This window comes from Macrococcus armenti, assembly GCF_020097135.1.
GTDB lineage: Bacteria > Bacillota > Bacilli > Staphylococcales > Staphylococcaceae > Macrococcoides > Macrococcoides armenti.
Genome location: NZ_CP083608.1, coordinates 675,750 through 690,179 on the forward strand (window position 1 = coordinate 675,750; position 14,430 = coordinate 690,179).

Sequence of the window (14,430 nt, forward strand, 5' to 3'; positions counted from 1 at the left end):
GTGTTATGGAAAATCATGGTCAATTAGTATCACTCGTCGTCGTAGTAGTATGTGCATTTTTAACTCCAATATTACTGAATCGACTGCGCATCAATTTCCTTCCGGTTGTTGTTGCAGAAATATTAATGGGAATTATCGTCGGTAAATCACTTTTCCATTGGGTAGAGCGTACTGAAATGCTGAACATTTTATCGACGCTTGGATTTATATTCTTAATGTTTTTAAGTGGTCTTGAAATTGATTTTAAAGCATTCAAATCAAAGCCAGGCGCAAAAAAAGGAAAAGAACCGAATCCGCTCGTATTAACGATGAGTATATTCGCTGGTATTCTCGCATTAAGTGTATTAAGTGCGTATATCTTTAAATGGTTTGGATTAATCGATGATGTATTGTTAATGGTCATCATTATTTCAACGATTTCACTAGGTGTTGTTGTACCGACATTAAAAGAAATGAATATAATGCAGACGAGTATTGGTCAAATTATATTACTCGTTGCAGTTATCGCAGATCTTGCAACAATATTATTATTAACATTATACGGAACACTACACGCAGAAGGGGACTCGCCAATATGGTTAATCGGAATTCTCGTCGTGTTCACTGCGCTATTTTATGTAATGGGGAACCGTTTAAAAAAGCTAGAATTTCTGCATAAGTTGATGAAAGGAACGACGCAGATCGGAATTCGTGCAGTATTTGCACTTATTCTACTCCTTGTAGCACTTGCTGAAAGTGTAGGCGCGGAGAATATTCTAGGGGCGTTTTTAGCAGGGTGCGTCGTAAGTTTACTTGGACCAGATAAAGATATGGTCGATAAACTCGATTCATTCGGATACGGATTCTTTATTCCGATCTTCTTTATTATGGTTGGGGTTGACCTGGATATCCCATCATTATTCAAGGATCCATCAAAATTATTATTAATACCTGTACTATTTGTCGTGTTTTATTTAACGAAAGCAATACCTCTTGCTGTATTGCTGAAATGGTATGACAGACAGACCGTACTTGCATCATCGTTTTTATTAACGGCAACATTATCTCTTGTTATTGCAAGTGCGAAAATCGCTGAACGACTTGGGACAATAGATGCGGCAACGTCAGGAACGTTAATATTAGCAGCTGTCATAACTTGTGTTATCGTACCGATATTCTTCAAGAAACTCTTCCCGGTTGCAGCTGTAGAAGAAAAAGTAATAAATATTGCATTTATCGGTAATAACCAGTTATCAATACCAGTTGCCCAAAGCTTTAAATCAGACTTGTACGTACCGACGTTAATATACCGCAAAAATAACGATGCGCGTAAAATAAGTGATATTAATGTTATAGAGCTTGATGATTATTCATTTGAAACATTGGATGAAATTGGATTATTTGATTTTGATATCGTTGTATGTTCTGCAAATGATGAATCGATTAACAGAAGTGTCGCACTAATGGCGAAAGAACAAGGCGTGCAACGTGTTATCTGCCGCGTTGAATCGAAGAAAGAAGACGAGCCATTAGTCGATAAAGATATTGAGATCTTCAGTGAGTTCCAGAGTACGAAGACATTACTAAAAGGTCTGATCGAATCACCGAACATGCTGAACTTATTATCAAACGTAGAAACATCACTATACGAAATCGAGATGCTGAATACTCGCTATCACGAAATGCGCTTACGTGAATTTCCGTTTAGAGGTGATATTATTTTCGTTCGTATATTACGTGGAAAAGATTCAATCGTACCGCACGGTGAGACAGAATTACACTTTAAAGACCGTCTAATTGTGACAGGCTCAAGACAATATGTAGACGAAATAAAGCGAGAGCTGGAATTATTTTAATTAATACTCCATGGAGGAAACTTCATGGAGTATTTTTATGAGGTGATTGGGATAAATGTGATGCGTGTCCTATATGAAAATGTAGCCGAGTGTCCCAAAAAGTGACACCCGCATATGAAAATGGAGCTGAGTGTCTCAAAAAGTGACACCCGCATATGAAAATGTAGCCGAGTGTCCCAAAAAGTGACACTCGCATATGAAAATGGAGCTGAGTGTCCCAAAAAGTGACACCCGCATATGAAAATGGAGCCGAGTGTCCCAAAAAGTGACACCCGCATATGAAAAGAGAGCCGAGTGTCCCAAAAAGTGACACCCGCATATGAAAATGGATCTGAGTGTCCCAAAAAGTGACACCCGCATATGAAAATGTAGCCGAGTGTCCCAAAAAGTGACACTCGCATATGAAAATGGAGCTGAGTGTCCCAAAAAGAGACACCCGCATATGAAAATGGAGCCGAGTGTCCCAAAAAGAGACACCCACATATGAAAATGGAGCCGAGTGTCCCAAAAAGAGACACCCGCATATGAAAAGAGAGCCGAATGTCCCAAAAAGAGACACCCGCATATGAAAAATGTAGCCGAGTGTCCCAAAAAGAGACACCCGCATATGAAAAGAGAGTCGAGTGTCCCAAAAAGTGACACCCGCATATGAAAATGGAGCTGAGTGTCCCAAAAAGAGACACCCGCATATGAAAATGGAGCTGAGTGTCCCAAAAAGTGACACCCGCATATGAAAATGTAGCCGAGTGTCCCAAAAAGAGACACCCGCATATGAAAATATAGCCGAGTGTCCCAAAAAGTGATACCCGCATATGAAAAGAGAGCCGAGTGTCCCAAAAAGTGACACTCGCATATGAAAATGTAGCTGAGTGTCCCAAAAAGAGACACCCGCATATAAAAAGAGAGTCGAGTGTCCCAAAAAGTGACACTCGCATATGAAAATGTAGCTGAGTGTCCCAAAAAGTGACACCCGCAAAATAAAAAAAGTTGGTAGATGGCAGCACCTTTGCCATTCATATAAAAAATCACCGTTTCAATATAAGAATTCGATAGTAAAACACAATATTTTTACTGAAATTCAACGTAACTTCTGATATATTTAGTAGTAGGTACTAGAACTTACTTTTATAAAGGAGACTTATATGTTAAATTTTCAGGATAAAGTGTATGTAATTATGGGTGTTGCCAATAAACGCAGTATTGGTTATGGTGTTGCACAAGTTTTAGATGAAGTTGGAGCAAAACTCATCTTCACATATCGTAAAGAACGTAGTATGAAAGAACTTGAAAGATTGCTACCTAACTTAAAAAATAATCAGAATGCATTAATGATTCAATGTGATGTACAGCAGGATGAGGATGTTGTTCGAGCATTCGAAACAATTAAAGATAAAGTAGGGCACATTGATGGCGTATTCCATTCGATCGCTTTTGCGAATATGGAAGATTTACGAGGTCGATTTATCGATACGAGTCGTGATGGGTTCCTGCTTGCACATGATATTAGTTCATACTCACTAACAATCGTTGCTAGAGAGGCAAGTAAATTAATGTCTGAAGGTGGATCAATCGTAACAACAACTTATCTTGGAGGAGAGTTTGCGATTCCGAATTATAACGTTATGGGTGTTGCAAAGGCTAGTTTAGAAGCAAATGTAAAATATTTAGCACTCGACTTAGGTCAGGACGGTATTCGTGTGAATGCAGTATCACCAGGTCCGATTAGAACATTAAGTGCTAAAGGAATCGGTGACTTTAACACAATCTTAAAACGTATCGAAGCAGAAGCACCATTAAAAAGAAATGTTGATGTTATTGAAGTAGGTAAAACTGCGCTTTATTTATTAAGTGATTTATCAAGTGGTGTAACAGGTGAGAATATTCACGTCGATAGTGGATATCACATCGTTGGATAAACAAATATCTTGAGTAATTTATATTCCTGTCACGCGCGAACTCTTGAGCGTGACAGCTATCCTTATTACAACAATAAAAAATCCGAGCGACATGAAATTATGTCGCTCGGGTTTTTGTTTATTTTCCTAATTTGAATGTTTCAAGAACGTTCCATGTTTCGTTTTCTAACTGATAACAAAGGCTGATTTTATCAATGACTTCATTGTGTTTTTCATCTTTCATCTGAAGTTGTCTCATAATATCTTCAAATTCCTGAGATGATAATCCTTGTCCAATCGTAAAGTGTGGTACGAATGGATGTACGTTTTTACCGTAGAAATCTCCGCTGTTAAATGCTTCAAATAACTGTGTTAAACCTTCATTCGGTGTAACTTTCAAATAAATGACGTTTTTTGTTGGGCTGAAGCTTGAGACTTTCTCAACATTTACTTCTACTGGTGTGCTATTATCTGCTACCGATTGAAGTTTTTCGGTAACGTGTTTCACTTCATCATCCGGCACTTCAAATGCATCTTTTAACGTAATATGTGGTGCAATGACTGCATAGTGTGCATCATAGCGCTTTCTATAATTATTAATATAATCCTGATATTGTTTAGATGGATATAATACAATTCCGAGTTTCATGTTGATCACCTCTAAATAGTTTGATAATTCAATTATATCAGATAATTTACAAAAAGTAATAATTTAACACATTTTTGATTTCTGGTTTCCACGTCTTCCAATTATGATTTCCTTGCAGTTCCTTATAATAATGCGCGCGGCCATGTCTATTTAAAGCATCGTGTAAATCTTGTATAGGTGTTAGGAAATCTGCTTCACTTCCATCTTTTAATGTGAATTCATACTCTTCATCTCCGACTACGATATAGTAATCTGCGTCCGTCTTAACTGCGGAATCGATTAATGTGTCTGTGATCATAGGGCTAAATAGTGCCGCTTGTTTAAATATGTCATATTCAATCGTCAGCATAAGTGCGATACTTGCTGCTAAACTATCACCGATTAAAAGTATCTCGTCACGATTAATATTAAATTCATCCGTTAAATATTGCAGCAAATCTTCATGAATAAATTGCATCATTGCAAGGCGTTTCTTTCCTTCTGGATGGTATTCTTCTGCTCTTATCGTAACGTTCGGGTAATGTACAAAGACAATGATATGTTCATTTAAATCAAGTGCATTATATGATTTATGCAATTGCGCAATTTGTGATAAATCCTGCCCATCAAATGCGATGATTAATTTTGGTTGCGCAATTTCTGCTGGTAAATATATGCCGAGTTTTACATCTCTTTGCAAAGCTTTACTCTTCATTATGACTGGGTTTACGAGTCCTATGTTCATGATTCTCTCTCCTTTAATATTAATATAGCATAATTAATGTAAATTATTTTAAATTCATCGATGGACGATGATAATTCGATTTAAACTAGGGTATAATGAGATATACATTATTTAAGGAGGTAACTATGACTAATAAAGTATGGTTCAGATTTGGCGTTGGATTATTACTGACGTTTTTAATCATTAAATATTTTCTTGAGATCAATCATATTTTTTATCCGATAATTATTATCGTCAAATCAATTATTCTTCCATTATTACTCGGTGGTTTTCTGTATTATATCGTCATTCCTTTTCAGGATAAGCTCGAGGAGAAACGTAATTTAAAACGATGGCAAAGTGTAACGGTTATTATGCTGTCATTCTGTTTATTAATCGGCATACTCATCTCGTTTGTCGGTCCGATAGTTTCGAAGCAGACGAATAACTTTATCGATAATTATCCTACTATTCAGCATGAATTTGAAAATTACGTAAGTATTGCACTTGATCAGCGTGATAAATTACCGGATGATATGAAAGATAATATTAATAAGGCGATTGAAAAAGTAAATGCTTATTCCGGGAAAATTGTTGCAAATGCGTTCTCATTTATAACGCAGTTCATTTCAACAGTATTTTTGCTTATTTTAGTGCCGTTTTTCTTAATTTATATGCTGAAGGATCACGATAGATTTGTCCCGTTTGTTGCAGCACCTTTTTCGGGTATGCGTAAAGTTTTTGTCGTTAATTTATTTAAAGATATCGACAAAACGTTACGTTCATATATTCAGGGGCAAGTGACGGTAAGTATTATTTTGGGGATTTTATTATTAATTGGTTACTTAATAATCGGTTTAGATTATGCTGTCATTCTTGCATTATGGGGAATGGTGACTAACTTAATTCCTTTCTTAGGTCCTTATATGGCTGTTATACCTGCAATTATTATTGCATTAATTCAGGATCCGATGATGGCGATTTATGTTATTATCATTATGTTTATCGCACAGCAGTTAGAAGGTAACGTAATTACACCTAACATTATGGGGAAAACGTTAAACATGCATCCGTTAACAATTATTACTGTTATTCTTGCAGCGGGTAATTTAGGAGGATTCTTTGCAATATTAGTAGCAGTACCGACATATGCTGTAATTAAGACGATAGTAAGAAACGTTTATATGCACCGTCAGGACATTACGAGTGAAGCGAATAAAGTAGTAACAGAGAAGCGTGAACATTAAGCGTACAAGTTACTTGTACGCTTTTTTATATAAGTGAAATATGTTAAAATAAATGAAACGAAATAAAGGAGTTAACCGATGAAAAAGGTCAGAAAAGCAGTAATACCGGCAGCGGGCATTGGTTCAAGATTTCTTCCGGCGACAAAGGCGATGCCAAAGGAAATGCTGCCTATATTAGATAAACCGACGATTCAGTATATTGTAGAAGAAGCGGTAGCAGCAGGGATTGAAGATATTATTATCGTTACAGGGAAACATAAACGTGCGATTGAAGATCATTTTGATGCACAGATGGAACTGGAACATCATTTAAAGAGTAAAGGTAAAGATGATTTACTTCAGAAAGTACAGCATTCAACGCATTTAGCAAATATTTTTTATGTGAGACAGAAATCTCCTCAAGGGCTGGGGCATGCAATATGGACAGCGAAACAGTTTATCGGTGATGAGCCATTTGCGGTGCTGTTAGGGGATGATATTGTTGAGTCTGAAACGCCTGCAATTAAACAGCTGATGGAGCAATATGAATCTACAGGTAAATCAGTCATTGGTGCTAAAACTGTTTCATATGAAGATACAGAACGATACGGCATTATTGAATCGAAGTCTCAGCACGGTCGATTATATGAAATTAATCATTTAATTGAAAAACCTAAGCTCGGAACGACCGATTCAAGACTTGCCATTATGGGTAGGTACATCTTAACACCGGATATCTTTACATATTTAGAGGAACAGAATATTGGCGCAGGTGGCGAAATTCAGTTAACAGATGCAATTGCACGTGTCAATGAAACGGATGAAGTATACGCATATGACTTTATCGGAAATCGTTACGATGTAGGTGACAAAATCGGGTTTGTCAAAACGACGATGGAATATGCAATGCGCTCAAATATGAAAGATGACTTAATACCATTTTTAGAAGATTTGATTAAAACATATAAATAAAATTAATAAATAAACGCATGAGGACGATCCTCATGCGTTTTTAGATTTAAAGAAATACAACATATAAAATAATGAGAGACTGATAAATACGATCGCCGAAGTGTATAACGTATAGTCTGTATTTCGGAATAGTTCTGTTATAATACCACCGATAATCGGTCCGAGCATCGTGCCGATACCTTGTAGACTATTGAATACACCCCACGATTCTTCTTTCAGTGCATCGTCCACCTGACTTGCCATAAAGGCATTCCAACCTGGGAGTAATAAGCCGTAGAATAAACCGATTACAACTGCCGCACATAAAACAAATGTATAATTTACGACTTGTGTCATCAGCATAATACTCACGCCGAAAATAAAAAATCCAGCGAGAATGACGATATGGGAATAAATATTAGAAACATCATCCATAAACTTAGAAATAAATAACATTGATATTGTACAACCGACACCACCTGCAATAAGTATGTATGTATATTCAAGCGTTGTTACATTTAAACTGTTGACTGCATAAGACGGTAATATCGGTACGAGCATACCGATTGCAATGCCCTGAAACATAATTCCAGGAAAAAGTACTAAATGTCTGCTCATAACGTGTTTAATATGCTGATACTGCGTCTTCAATGATTTCTTCTCAATAAACGAAACTTCAACTTGTACAAATAAGTATAATATCCATGCAAAAAGTACAAATAACGGCATTAAATAAATAAACTTTGTTGGATGTACTTTTATAATTAAGTTCATACCAATCATTCCACTCATCATCCCAACAAGCCAGGCGAAATAAACATAACCCATATGTTTACTGCGTTTACTTTCCTCAACACTTGAAAGCATGATAACCCATATCGGACTAACTGCGATTCCAAGCAGGATGGCCCCTAGAAATAACGTAACCGGACTACGGTCAAATACGATTAATGTAAGCCCCATAAGCGCGATAAAAAATCCCGCATTTAAAACTTTTTTCGTACCGTATCGCTTTAATAAAAATCCGATGCCGAAGTTTGTTAAAGCATCACTTACGAAGTGTAGCGTAATACACGCGGATATAATCCCAACCGTAATATTACCGACAGTCGGTAATATCGGCAGAAAGCTTAATATATACATTCCACGTGCGAATTCCATCAGAAACAATATAACGATCATTAACCAGAAGTTTTTGCCTTTAAACTTACTTTGCGAAGAGTCGGGCATATAATCCTGCTTTCGAAGTAGCAATTGACTGAGAATTAGTAGATTCCAGTAACTGCATTAAAGACATACATATATATTTTGATGATTCCGGTAAATAATGCTTTTGCATATTTTCTTTATATTGTTTAAGCTGGTGCTCATCGCTCAGTAATTCCAGAACTGTTGCAGTCGTTTCTTCATAAGAATTCGTAATACGGGAAAAACCTTTCTCAGTGAAATATATTGCATTTTCACCTTCCTGACCCGGCGCTGGATTAAAGAAAACGAGTGGTATGCTTTTACATAAACTCTCTGAAATTGTAATACCACCAGGCTTCGTTAACATTAAATCACAGCTTGCCATCCACCTAGCCATCTCTTTCGTAAAGCCGATAATTAACACATTTGGGTTATCTTTATATGCTGCTTTTAGCGTATCAATAAGTTGTGTGTTATTACCGCAAACAACGACATATTGGTGGTCACTTTCTTCCGTTAATGTTGCAAGCATCTCATTGAAACCACCAACAACACCAAATGCACCGGCAACCATTAATAATGTCTTCTTATTCGGTTGTAATCCATTATTTGTTAACCATGCATTACGCTCAACTTCTTCGTTGAAGCGTTCATGAATCGGTATACCTGTAACATCAATGATTGATGGATCTACACCGTACTGGATAAGTTGTGATTTCGTATGTTCAGTTGCTACGAAATAGCGGTTGCTGTTTGGTGTGTACCAGTTTTTATGCATCGTATAATCAGTGATCACAGTCGCTACAGGGATATCCACACCGAGATCTTTCTTAATAATCGACATTGCAGGGGTTGGGAACGTTAACAGTATTAAATCTGGTTTTTCTTTCATGATCAGATTAATGAGTCTGTTCAGCCCATAGTATCTATAGAAACACTTTTCTGGATTATCCTGATTCGCATAATAAAAATAGCGATAGGATTTTCTGAAGTATTTATAACTGTTAATATAATATTTTTTGGCAATGCTATTAATAATAGGATGTGCCTCCTGATATAAATCATGTTCAATCACAGTTAAGTTCGGTAAATGCATACGATTTAATTGATTTACAATTGAATTCGTAACAGAAATATGACCATTTCCATATGAACCTGTGATGATCAGAATCTTCTTATTGTTTGACATTGCGCACACTCCGATTCTAAAAGTTAAAGTCATACTATTATTATTCATAAAATAATACAACTTGTCATTAAAAATACAAAAAAATTACAATATTTATAAAAAATAAATATTTATTAAATTAAATATTGCGATGCTATTTTAATAATACAATGTTTAACAATGTAAACACTACTAAAAACATTAAAAGCACGAATATTTTGATATATAAATATTCAATGCTCTGCCCTTTAAACATTATTCGCGTTAAATTATCAGCACTATATTTCAGTGGCATGATCATGCTTATAATACGTCATACAGGATGCATCGTATCGAGTGGAATAATCCCGATGAACAATAGTTGCGGCACGATAATGATAGGTATAAATTGTATCATCTGAAACTCGTTTGTGGCAAACGTAGAAATAAAGAGACCGATAACGAGTGCCGTCATTGCAAGTACAAGATTCATCATGATGAATAAGAATATACTACCTTCCACTTCAAATGCATGATTGCAAACGGGTTGAAACCTATTATATAGCCGAGTACGATTTCATATCGACGTATCGGGGTAGAGTGTAGTTTTTTAGCGTTCCGTGTGTACGCTCTTTCATTCTATTATAACTAATTTATTGTATAAAACGATTGTCAAAGATACATAAACTTATTAAAAAGGTGTATAATTAAGAATTGACTAAAGGAGGCTTCTTATGAAAACATCTGAATTACTTTCTAAAATTAAAGCCAAAAAATTATACGGAACATTTCCTGAACATATAAACAAGGTCGTCGTTGATTCAAGAAACGCTGATGCTAATAGCGTATTCGTAGCGAGTCACGGTTATACTGTAGACAGTCATCAATTCATTCCGAATGTAATTGCACAAGGTTGTCGCATGATTGTGACGGATCATTACGTTGAAGGTATCGACGTTGGACAGGTCGTCGTTCGTGATACATTGCAGGCAGCACGAATTTTCACGCAGCATGTTATGGATTTCCCGTCGCAAAAGCTTACGACATATGGTGTAACGGGCACAAACGGCAAGACGAGTGTTGCAACAATGATTCATCATCTGCACCGTGCACTGAAAATCAATTCAGCATACCTCGGCACGAACGGATTTCAATATAATGAAGATGTTGCAAAAGGATCAAATTCAACGCCTGAAACAGTGACGCTGAACAATCATATTCAAAGTGCAGTACAAAGTGGAGCACAGGCGATGTCAATGGAGATGTCAAGTCACGGTTTAGCACTTGGACGTACAGATGGCGTTGATATAGACGTTGCAATCTTCACGAACTTAACACAGGACCATCTTGATTTCCATGAAACGATGGAGCGTTATGGTTTTCATAAAGCATTGCTCTTTGCACAGCTTGGCAATGATTACACGAGACAGAAGTATGCTGTCGTAAACGGAGATGATAGCTACGCACGTGAACTGATGATCGCATCACCGCGTGAAGTTATTACGTACGGCATTGACAACGATACTGACGTTAAAGCAGTTAATATTAAAGAGTCAATTCACGGTATTCAGTTTACGATGGTCACGCCTGAAGAAAGTGTTGTTATTGAATGTCCATATATCGGACGCTTTAATGTATATAACATGCTTGCAGCACTGACAGCACTCTGGACACAAGGGCATACATTACAGGATTTAAAACGGGCTGCACAGAGCTTACCACCTGTTGAAGGACGTCTTGAAGTGTTAGACCGCACATTACCGATTGATTTAGTAATAGATTATGCGCATACACCAGACGGTATGAATAAACTTATTGATGCGCTTGAACCATTTAAGCGTGGTAAAATGATTTTCTTAGTCGGTATGACAGGTGAGCGCGATTTAACGAAAACGCCTGAAATGGGTGCAATCGCATGTCGAGCGGATTATGTTATCTTTACACCGGATAATCCGGCAAATGACGACCCTCGTAAACTTACGGATGCACTTGAAAGTGGTGCGACACATACGAACTATGTATCATTTCTTGACCGAGCAGAAGGGATACGTCACGCAATTGCGATGAGTGAACCTGGAGATATGGTAGTGCTAGCTTCAAAAGGTCGGGAACCTTACCAAATAATGAAAGATTATGTGAAAGTACCGCATCGTGATGACTTGATTGGTCTCGACGCGGCATATGATAAATACGGGAGAGATTAACGATGAAAATTAGAAATAGTATAGGAGAAAACTTACAATGTAAAGTATATATACACGAAAACAAAAAAGAAGAAACGTTTTTAGTAAGTATTCCGGATATTTTCTTTTCGATTCAGTTTGATTATGATTTATACGGCGAAGCTTTAGAAGAACATTTATATTTACATTTATTTAACTTATTAGACGAAAAAGATGCATCTGAACTTGCACAACGCATAGTGCAATGGACGAGCGAAACTTAAGGAGCGAATTTATGACATTAAGAGAAGAAGTAGAAATAAGAAAGACGTTTGCCATCATCTCTCACCCGGATGCCGGTAAAACAACTTTAACGGAGAAATTACTATTATTCGGTGGAGCTATTCGTGAAGCCGGAACGGTAAAGGGTAAGAAATCAGGGAAGTTTGCAACGAGTGACTGGATGGAAGTAGAAAAACAACGTGGGATTTCTGTAACAAGTTCGGTTATGCAGTTTGACTACGATAACTTTAAAATCAATATATTAGATACACCAGGGCACGAAGATTTCTCAGAAGATACTTATCGTACGTTAATGGCAGTAGATAGTGCTGTAATGGTTATCGACTGTGCGAAAGGGATCGAGCCGCAAACGTTAAAGTTATTTAAAGTTTGTAAGATGCGTGGCATTCCGATTTTTACATTTATTAACAAACTTGACCGTGTCGGTAAGGAACCGTTTGAACTGCTTGAAGAAATCGAGAAAACACTTGAAATTGAAACGTATCCGATGAACTGGCCGATCGGTATGGGACAATCGTTCTTCGGTATTATCGACCGTAAGACAAAAACAATCGAGCCGTTTAGAGATGAAGAGAACGTGCTGCATCTAGATGAAGATTATGAGCTAAAGGAAAGTCATGCCATCACGTCAGATAGCGCATATGAACAGGCGATTGAAGAATTAATGCTCGTTGATGAAGCAGGCGAAACATTTGATAAAGAAAAACTGATGACTGGTGATTTAACACCTGTGTTCTTCGGATCAGCACTTGCAAACTTCGGTGTACAGAACTTCCTGAATGCATATGTGGACCATGCACCGATGCCATCAGGACGTAAAACGGAGTCAGGTGAAGAAGTATCACCATTTGATGAAAGTTTCAGTGGATTTATATTTAAGATTCAGGCGAATATGAACCCGCAGCATAGAGATAGAATCGCGTTTATGCGTATCGTAAGTGGCGCCTTTGAACGTGGTATGGACATTAAGATGACACGTACGGATAAGAAGATGAAAATTTCCCGTTCAACGTCATTTATGGCAGATGATACGCAAACGGTAAACCATGCAGTGAGTGGTGACATTATCGGACTATATGATTCAGGTAACTTCCAGATAGGTGATACGCTTGTCGGTGGTAACCAGAAGTTCCAGTTTGAGAAATTGCCACAGTTCACACCAGAAATCTTTATGAAAGTGTCACCGAAAAACGTCATGAAGCAAAAACATTTCCATAAAGGGATTGAGCAGCTCGTACAGGAAGGCGCAATCCAGCTATATCGTACATTGCATACGAACCAGCTTATTTTAGGCGCAGTAGGTCAGCTTCAGTTTGAAGTGTTTGAACATCGTATGAATAACGAATACAATGTAGACGTTATCATGGAACCAGTTGGTAGAAAGATTGCACGCTGGATAGAAAACGAAGAAGATATTCGTGATGCAATGAATTCAAGTCGTTCAATACTTGTTGAAGATAGATTTGAAAACAAAGTATTCTTATTTGAGAATGAATTTGCAACACGCTGGTTTTTAGATAAATTCCCGGAAATTAAACTGTACAGTTTACTGTAGGAAATGGAGTTATAAATATGGATCCGTCAATTATTATTACGTACTTATGGGTCGTACTCGTACTCGTAGTATTAGAAGGATTACTCGCAGCAGATAATGCGATTGTTATGGCTGTTATGGTAAAACATTTACCTGAGGAAAAACGTAAGAAAGCCTTATTCTATGGCCTTGTCGGTGCATTTATATTCCGATTTGCTGCGTTATTCGCGATTAGTTTTCTTGCGAAATACTGGCAAATTCAAGCGCTCGGTGCAGCGTATTTGTTATATATGTCGATTAAGAATTTAATAGAATATTATAAAACAGGGGACGCTACAAGTGAAGCTGAAGAAGCGGAACTCGAAAACCACGGTGAAAAGCAAAGTAAAGGTAGTGGGTTCTGGATGACTGTTGCGAAAGTAGAGTTCGCGGATATCGCATTCGCGATTGACTCAATGCTTGCAGCTATCGCAATTGCACTTACGTTACCGAAAGTAGGTCCTGAATTTGGTGGTATGAACTTAGGACAGTTTTTAGTCATGTTCACAGGTGGAATGCTCGGTGTCATTATTATGCGATTTGCAGCGACATGGTTCGTAAAATTATTACATGACAATCCGTCACTTGAAGCAGCAGCGTTTGCCATCGTCGGATGGGTCGGTGTTAAACTAGTTGTGATGGTGCTGGCACACGAAAAAGTAGGCATATTACCTCATGAATTTCCGCATAGTACATTATGGCAAGTAATTTTCTGGTCAGTATTACTCGGCATACTTGCAATCGGATGGTTCAGTGGAAAGAAAAAAGCATAAAGCAATACTCAACTTAATGTATCTA

General features: G+C 37.3%; 13 protein-coding genes. 8 read left to right on the forward strand and 5 right to left on the reverse strand.

Features of this window, described 5'->3' with window-relative positions:
- The first annotated feature begins 5 nt into the window (after positions 1 to 5).
- Together LAU42_RS03665 and fabI are read left to right on the forward strand one after the other, a co-directional pair.
- Positions 6 to 1,835, forward strand: coding sequence for a monovalent cation:proton antiporter family protein (locus LAU42_RS03665; RefSeq protein WP_224184336.1), 1,830 nt, complete (start codon positions 6 to 8; stop codon positions 1,833 to 1,835).
- A gap of 1,142 nt (positions 1,836 to 2,977) precedes the next feature.
- Positions 2,978 to 3,751 carry an enoyl-ACP reductase FabI gene (fabI, locus tag LAU42_RS03670; protein WP_224184337.1) on the forward strand — a complete coding sequence of 258 codons (774 nt, stop codon included), beginning with the start codon at positions 2,978 to 2,980 and terminating at the stop codon, positions 3,749 to 3,751.
- A gap of 118 nt (positions 3,752 to 3,869) precedes the next feature.
- On the opposite strand, the gene LAU42_RS03675 is transcribed toward fabI, so the two are convergent.
- Both LAU42_RS03675 and LAU42_RS03680 read right to left on the reverse strand, forming a co-directional pair.
- The gene (locus LAU42_RS03675) at positions 3,870 to 4,379 is read right to left on the reverse strand and encodes a YjcG family protein (RefSeq protein WP_224184338.1); all 510 of its coding nucleotides are present in this window, start codon (positions 4,377 to 4,379) and stop codon (positions 3,870 to 3,872) included.
- Between the two features lie 46 nt (positions 4,380 to 4,425).
- The gene (locus tag LAU42_RS03680) at positions 4,426 to 5,103 is read right to left on the reverse strand and encodes an alpha/beta hydrolase (protein WP_224184339.1); all 678 of its coding nucleotides are present in this window, start codon (positions 5,101 to 5,103) and stop codon (positions 4,426 to 4,428) included.
- Positions 5,104 to 5,228: 125 nt separating this feature from the next.
- Here LAU42_RS03680 and LAU42_RS03685 point away from each other — a divergent pair, with 125 nt between their 5' ends.
- Positions 5,229 to 6,329, forward strand: coding sequence for an AI-2E family transporter (locus LAU42_RS03685; protein WP_224184340.1), 1,101 nt, complete (start codon positions 5,229 to 5,231; stop codon positions 6,327 to 6,329).
- Between the two features lie 78 nt (positions 6,330 to 6,407).
- Positions 6,408 to 7,280 (forward strand): UTP--glucose-1-phosphate uridylyltransferase GalU, encoded by an 873-nt coding sequence (gene galU / locus LAU42_RS03690; RefSeq protein ID WP_224184341.1) that lies wholly within the window; start codon positions 6,408 to 6,410, stop codon positions 7,278 to 7,280.
- Positions 7,281 to 7,310: 30 nt separating this feature from the next.
- On the opposite strand, the gene ltaA is transcribed toward galU, so the two are convergent.
- The 3 genes from ltaA to LAU42_RS03705 all read right to left on the reverse strand — a co-directional run bounded on the left by ltaA (position 7,311) and on the right by LAU42_RS03705 (position 10,117).
- Entirely contained in the window at positions 7,311 to 8,489 is a 1,179-nt protein-coding gene (gene ltaA / locus LAU42_RS03695; protein ID WP_224184342.1) for a lipoteichoic acid biosynthesis MFS flippase LtaA, read from the reverse strand.
- Positions 8,467 to 9,636 (reverse strand): diglucosyl diacylglycerol synthase, encoded by a 1,170-nt coding sequence (locus LAU42_RS03700; RefSeq protein WP_224184343.1) that lies wholly within the window; start codon positions 9,634 to 9,636, stop codon positions 8,467 to 8,469. Before LAU42_RS03700 ends, ltaA begins: the two co-directional genes overlap by 23 nt.
- A 292-nt stretch (positions 9,637 to 9,928) precedes the next feature.
- Positions 9,929 to 10,117: an ABC transporter permease gene (locus LAU42_RS03705; protein ID WP_224184344.1), complete on the reverse strand. Its 189-nt coding sequence runs from the start codon at positions 10,115 to 10,117 to the stop codon at positions 9,929 to 9,931.
- A gap of 211 nt (positions 10,118 to 10,328) precedes the next feature.
- On the opposite strand from LAU42_RS03705, the gene LAU42_RS03710 reads away from it, so the two are divergent.
- The 4 genes from LAU42_RS03710 to LAU42_RS03725 are packed head-to-tail and all read left to right on the forward strand — an operon-like array spanning position 10,329 to position 14,405.
- Positions 10,329 to 11,798, forward strand: a complete 1,470-nt coding sequence (locus LAU42_RS03710; RefSeq protein WP_224184345.1) for a UDP-N-acetylmuramoyl-L-alanyl-D-glutamate--L-lysine ligase — start codon at positions 10,329 to 10,331, stop codon at positions 11,796 to 11,798.
- A 2-nt stretch (positions 11,799 to 11,800) separates the two neighbouring features.
- Entirely contained in the window at positions 11,801 to 12,040 is a 240-nt protein-coding gene (locus tag LAU42_RS03715) for a YueH family protein (protein WP_224184346.1), read from the forward strand.
- An 11-nt stretch (positions 12,041 to 12,051) separates the two neighbouring features.
- Positions 12,052 to 13,614, forward strand: coding sequence for a peptide chain release factor 3 (locus LAU42_RS03720; RefSeq protein WP_224184347.1), 1,563 nt, complete (start codon positions 12,052 to 12,054; stop codon positions 13,612 to 13,614).
- A 17-nt stretch (positions 13,615 to 13,631) separates the two neighbouring features.
- Positions 13,632 to 14,405, forward strand: coding sequence for a TerC family protein (locus LAU42_RS03725; RefSeq protein ID WP_224184348.1), 774 nt, complete (start codon positions 13,632 to 13,634; stop codon positions 14,403 to 14,405).
- Positions 14,406 to 14,430 lie beyond the last annotated feature (25 nt).

Excerpts from the sequence above, each read along its gene's own strand:
- LAU42_RS03675 (WP_224184338.1), bottom strand. The coding sequence starts at position 4,379 with ATGAAACTCGGAATTGTATTATATCCATCTAAACAATATCAGGATTAT.
- fabI (WP_224184337.1), top strand. The coding sequence starts at position 2,978 with ATGTTAAATTTTCAGGATAAAGTGTATGTAATTATGGGTGTTGCCAAT.
- galU (WP_224184341.1), top strand. The coding sequence starts at position 6,408 with ATGAAAAAGGTCAGAAAAGCAGTAATACCGGCAGCGGGCATTGGTTCA.
- LAU42_RS03665 (WP_224184336.1), top strand. The coding sequence starts at position 6 with ATGGAAAATCATGGTCAATTAGTATCACTCGTCGTCGTAGTAGTATGT.
- LAU42_RS03685 (WP_224184340.1), top strand. The coding sequence starts at position 5,229 with ATGACTAATAAAGTATGGTTCAGATTTGGCGTTGGATTATTACTGACG.
- LAU42_RS03680 (WP_224184339.1), bottom strand. The coding sequence starts at position 5,103 with ATGAACATAGGACTCGTAAACCCAGTCATAATGAAGAGTAAAGCTTTG.
- ltaA (WP_224184342.1), bottom strand. The coding sequence starts at position 8,489 with ATGCCCGACTCTTCGCAAAGTAAGTTTAAAGGCAAAAACTTCTGGTTA.
- LAU42_RS03700 (WP_224184343.1), bottom strand. The coding sequence starts at position 9,636 with ATGTCAAACAATAAGAAGATTCTGATCATCACAGGTTCATATGGAAAT.
- LAU42_RS03710 (WP_224184345.1), top strand. The coding sequence starts at position 10,329 with ATGAAAACATCTGAATTACTTTCTAAAATTAAAGCCAAAAAATTATAC.
- LAU42_RS03720 (WP_224184347.1), top strand. The coding sequence starts at position 12,052 with ATGACATTAAGAGAAGAAGTAGAAATAAGAAAGACGTTTGCCATCATC.
- LAU42_RS03725 (WP_224184348.1), top strand. The coding sequence starts at position 13,632 with ATGGATCCGTCAATTATTATTACGTACTTATGGGTCGTACTCGTACTC.
- LAU42_RS03715 (WP_224184346.1), top strand. The coding sequence starts at position 11,801 with ATGAAAATTAGAAATAGTATAGGAGAAAACTTACAATGTAAAGTATAT.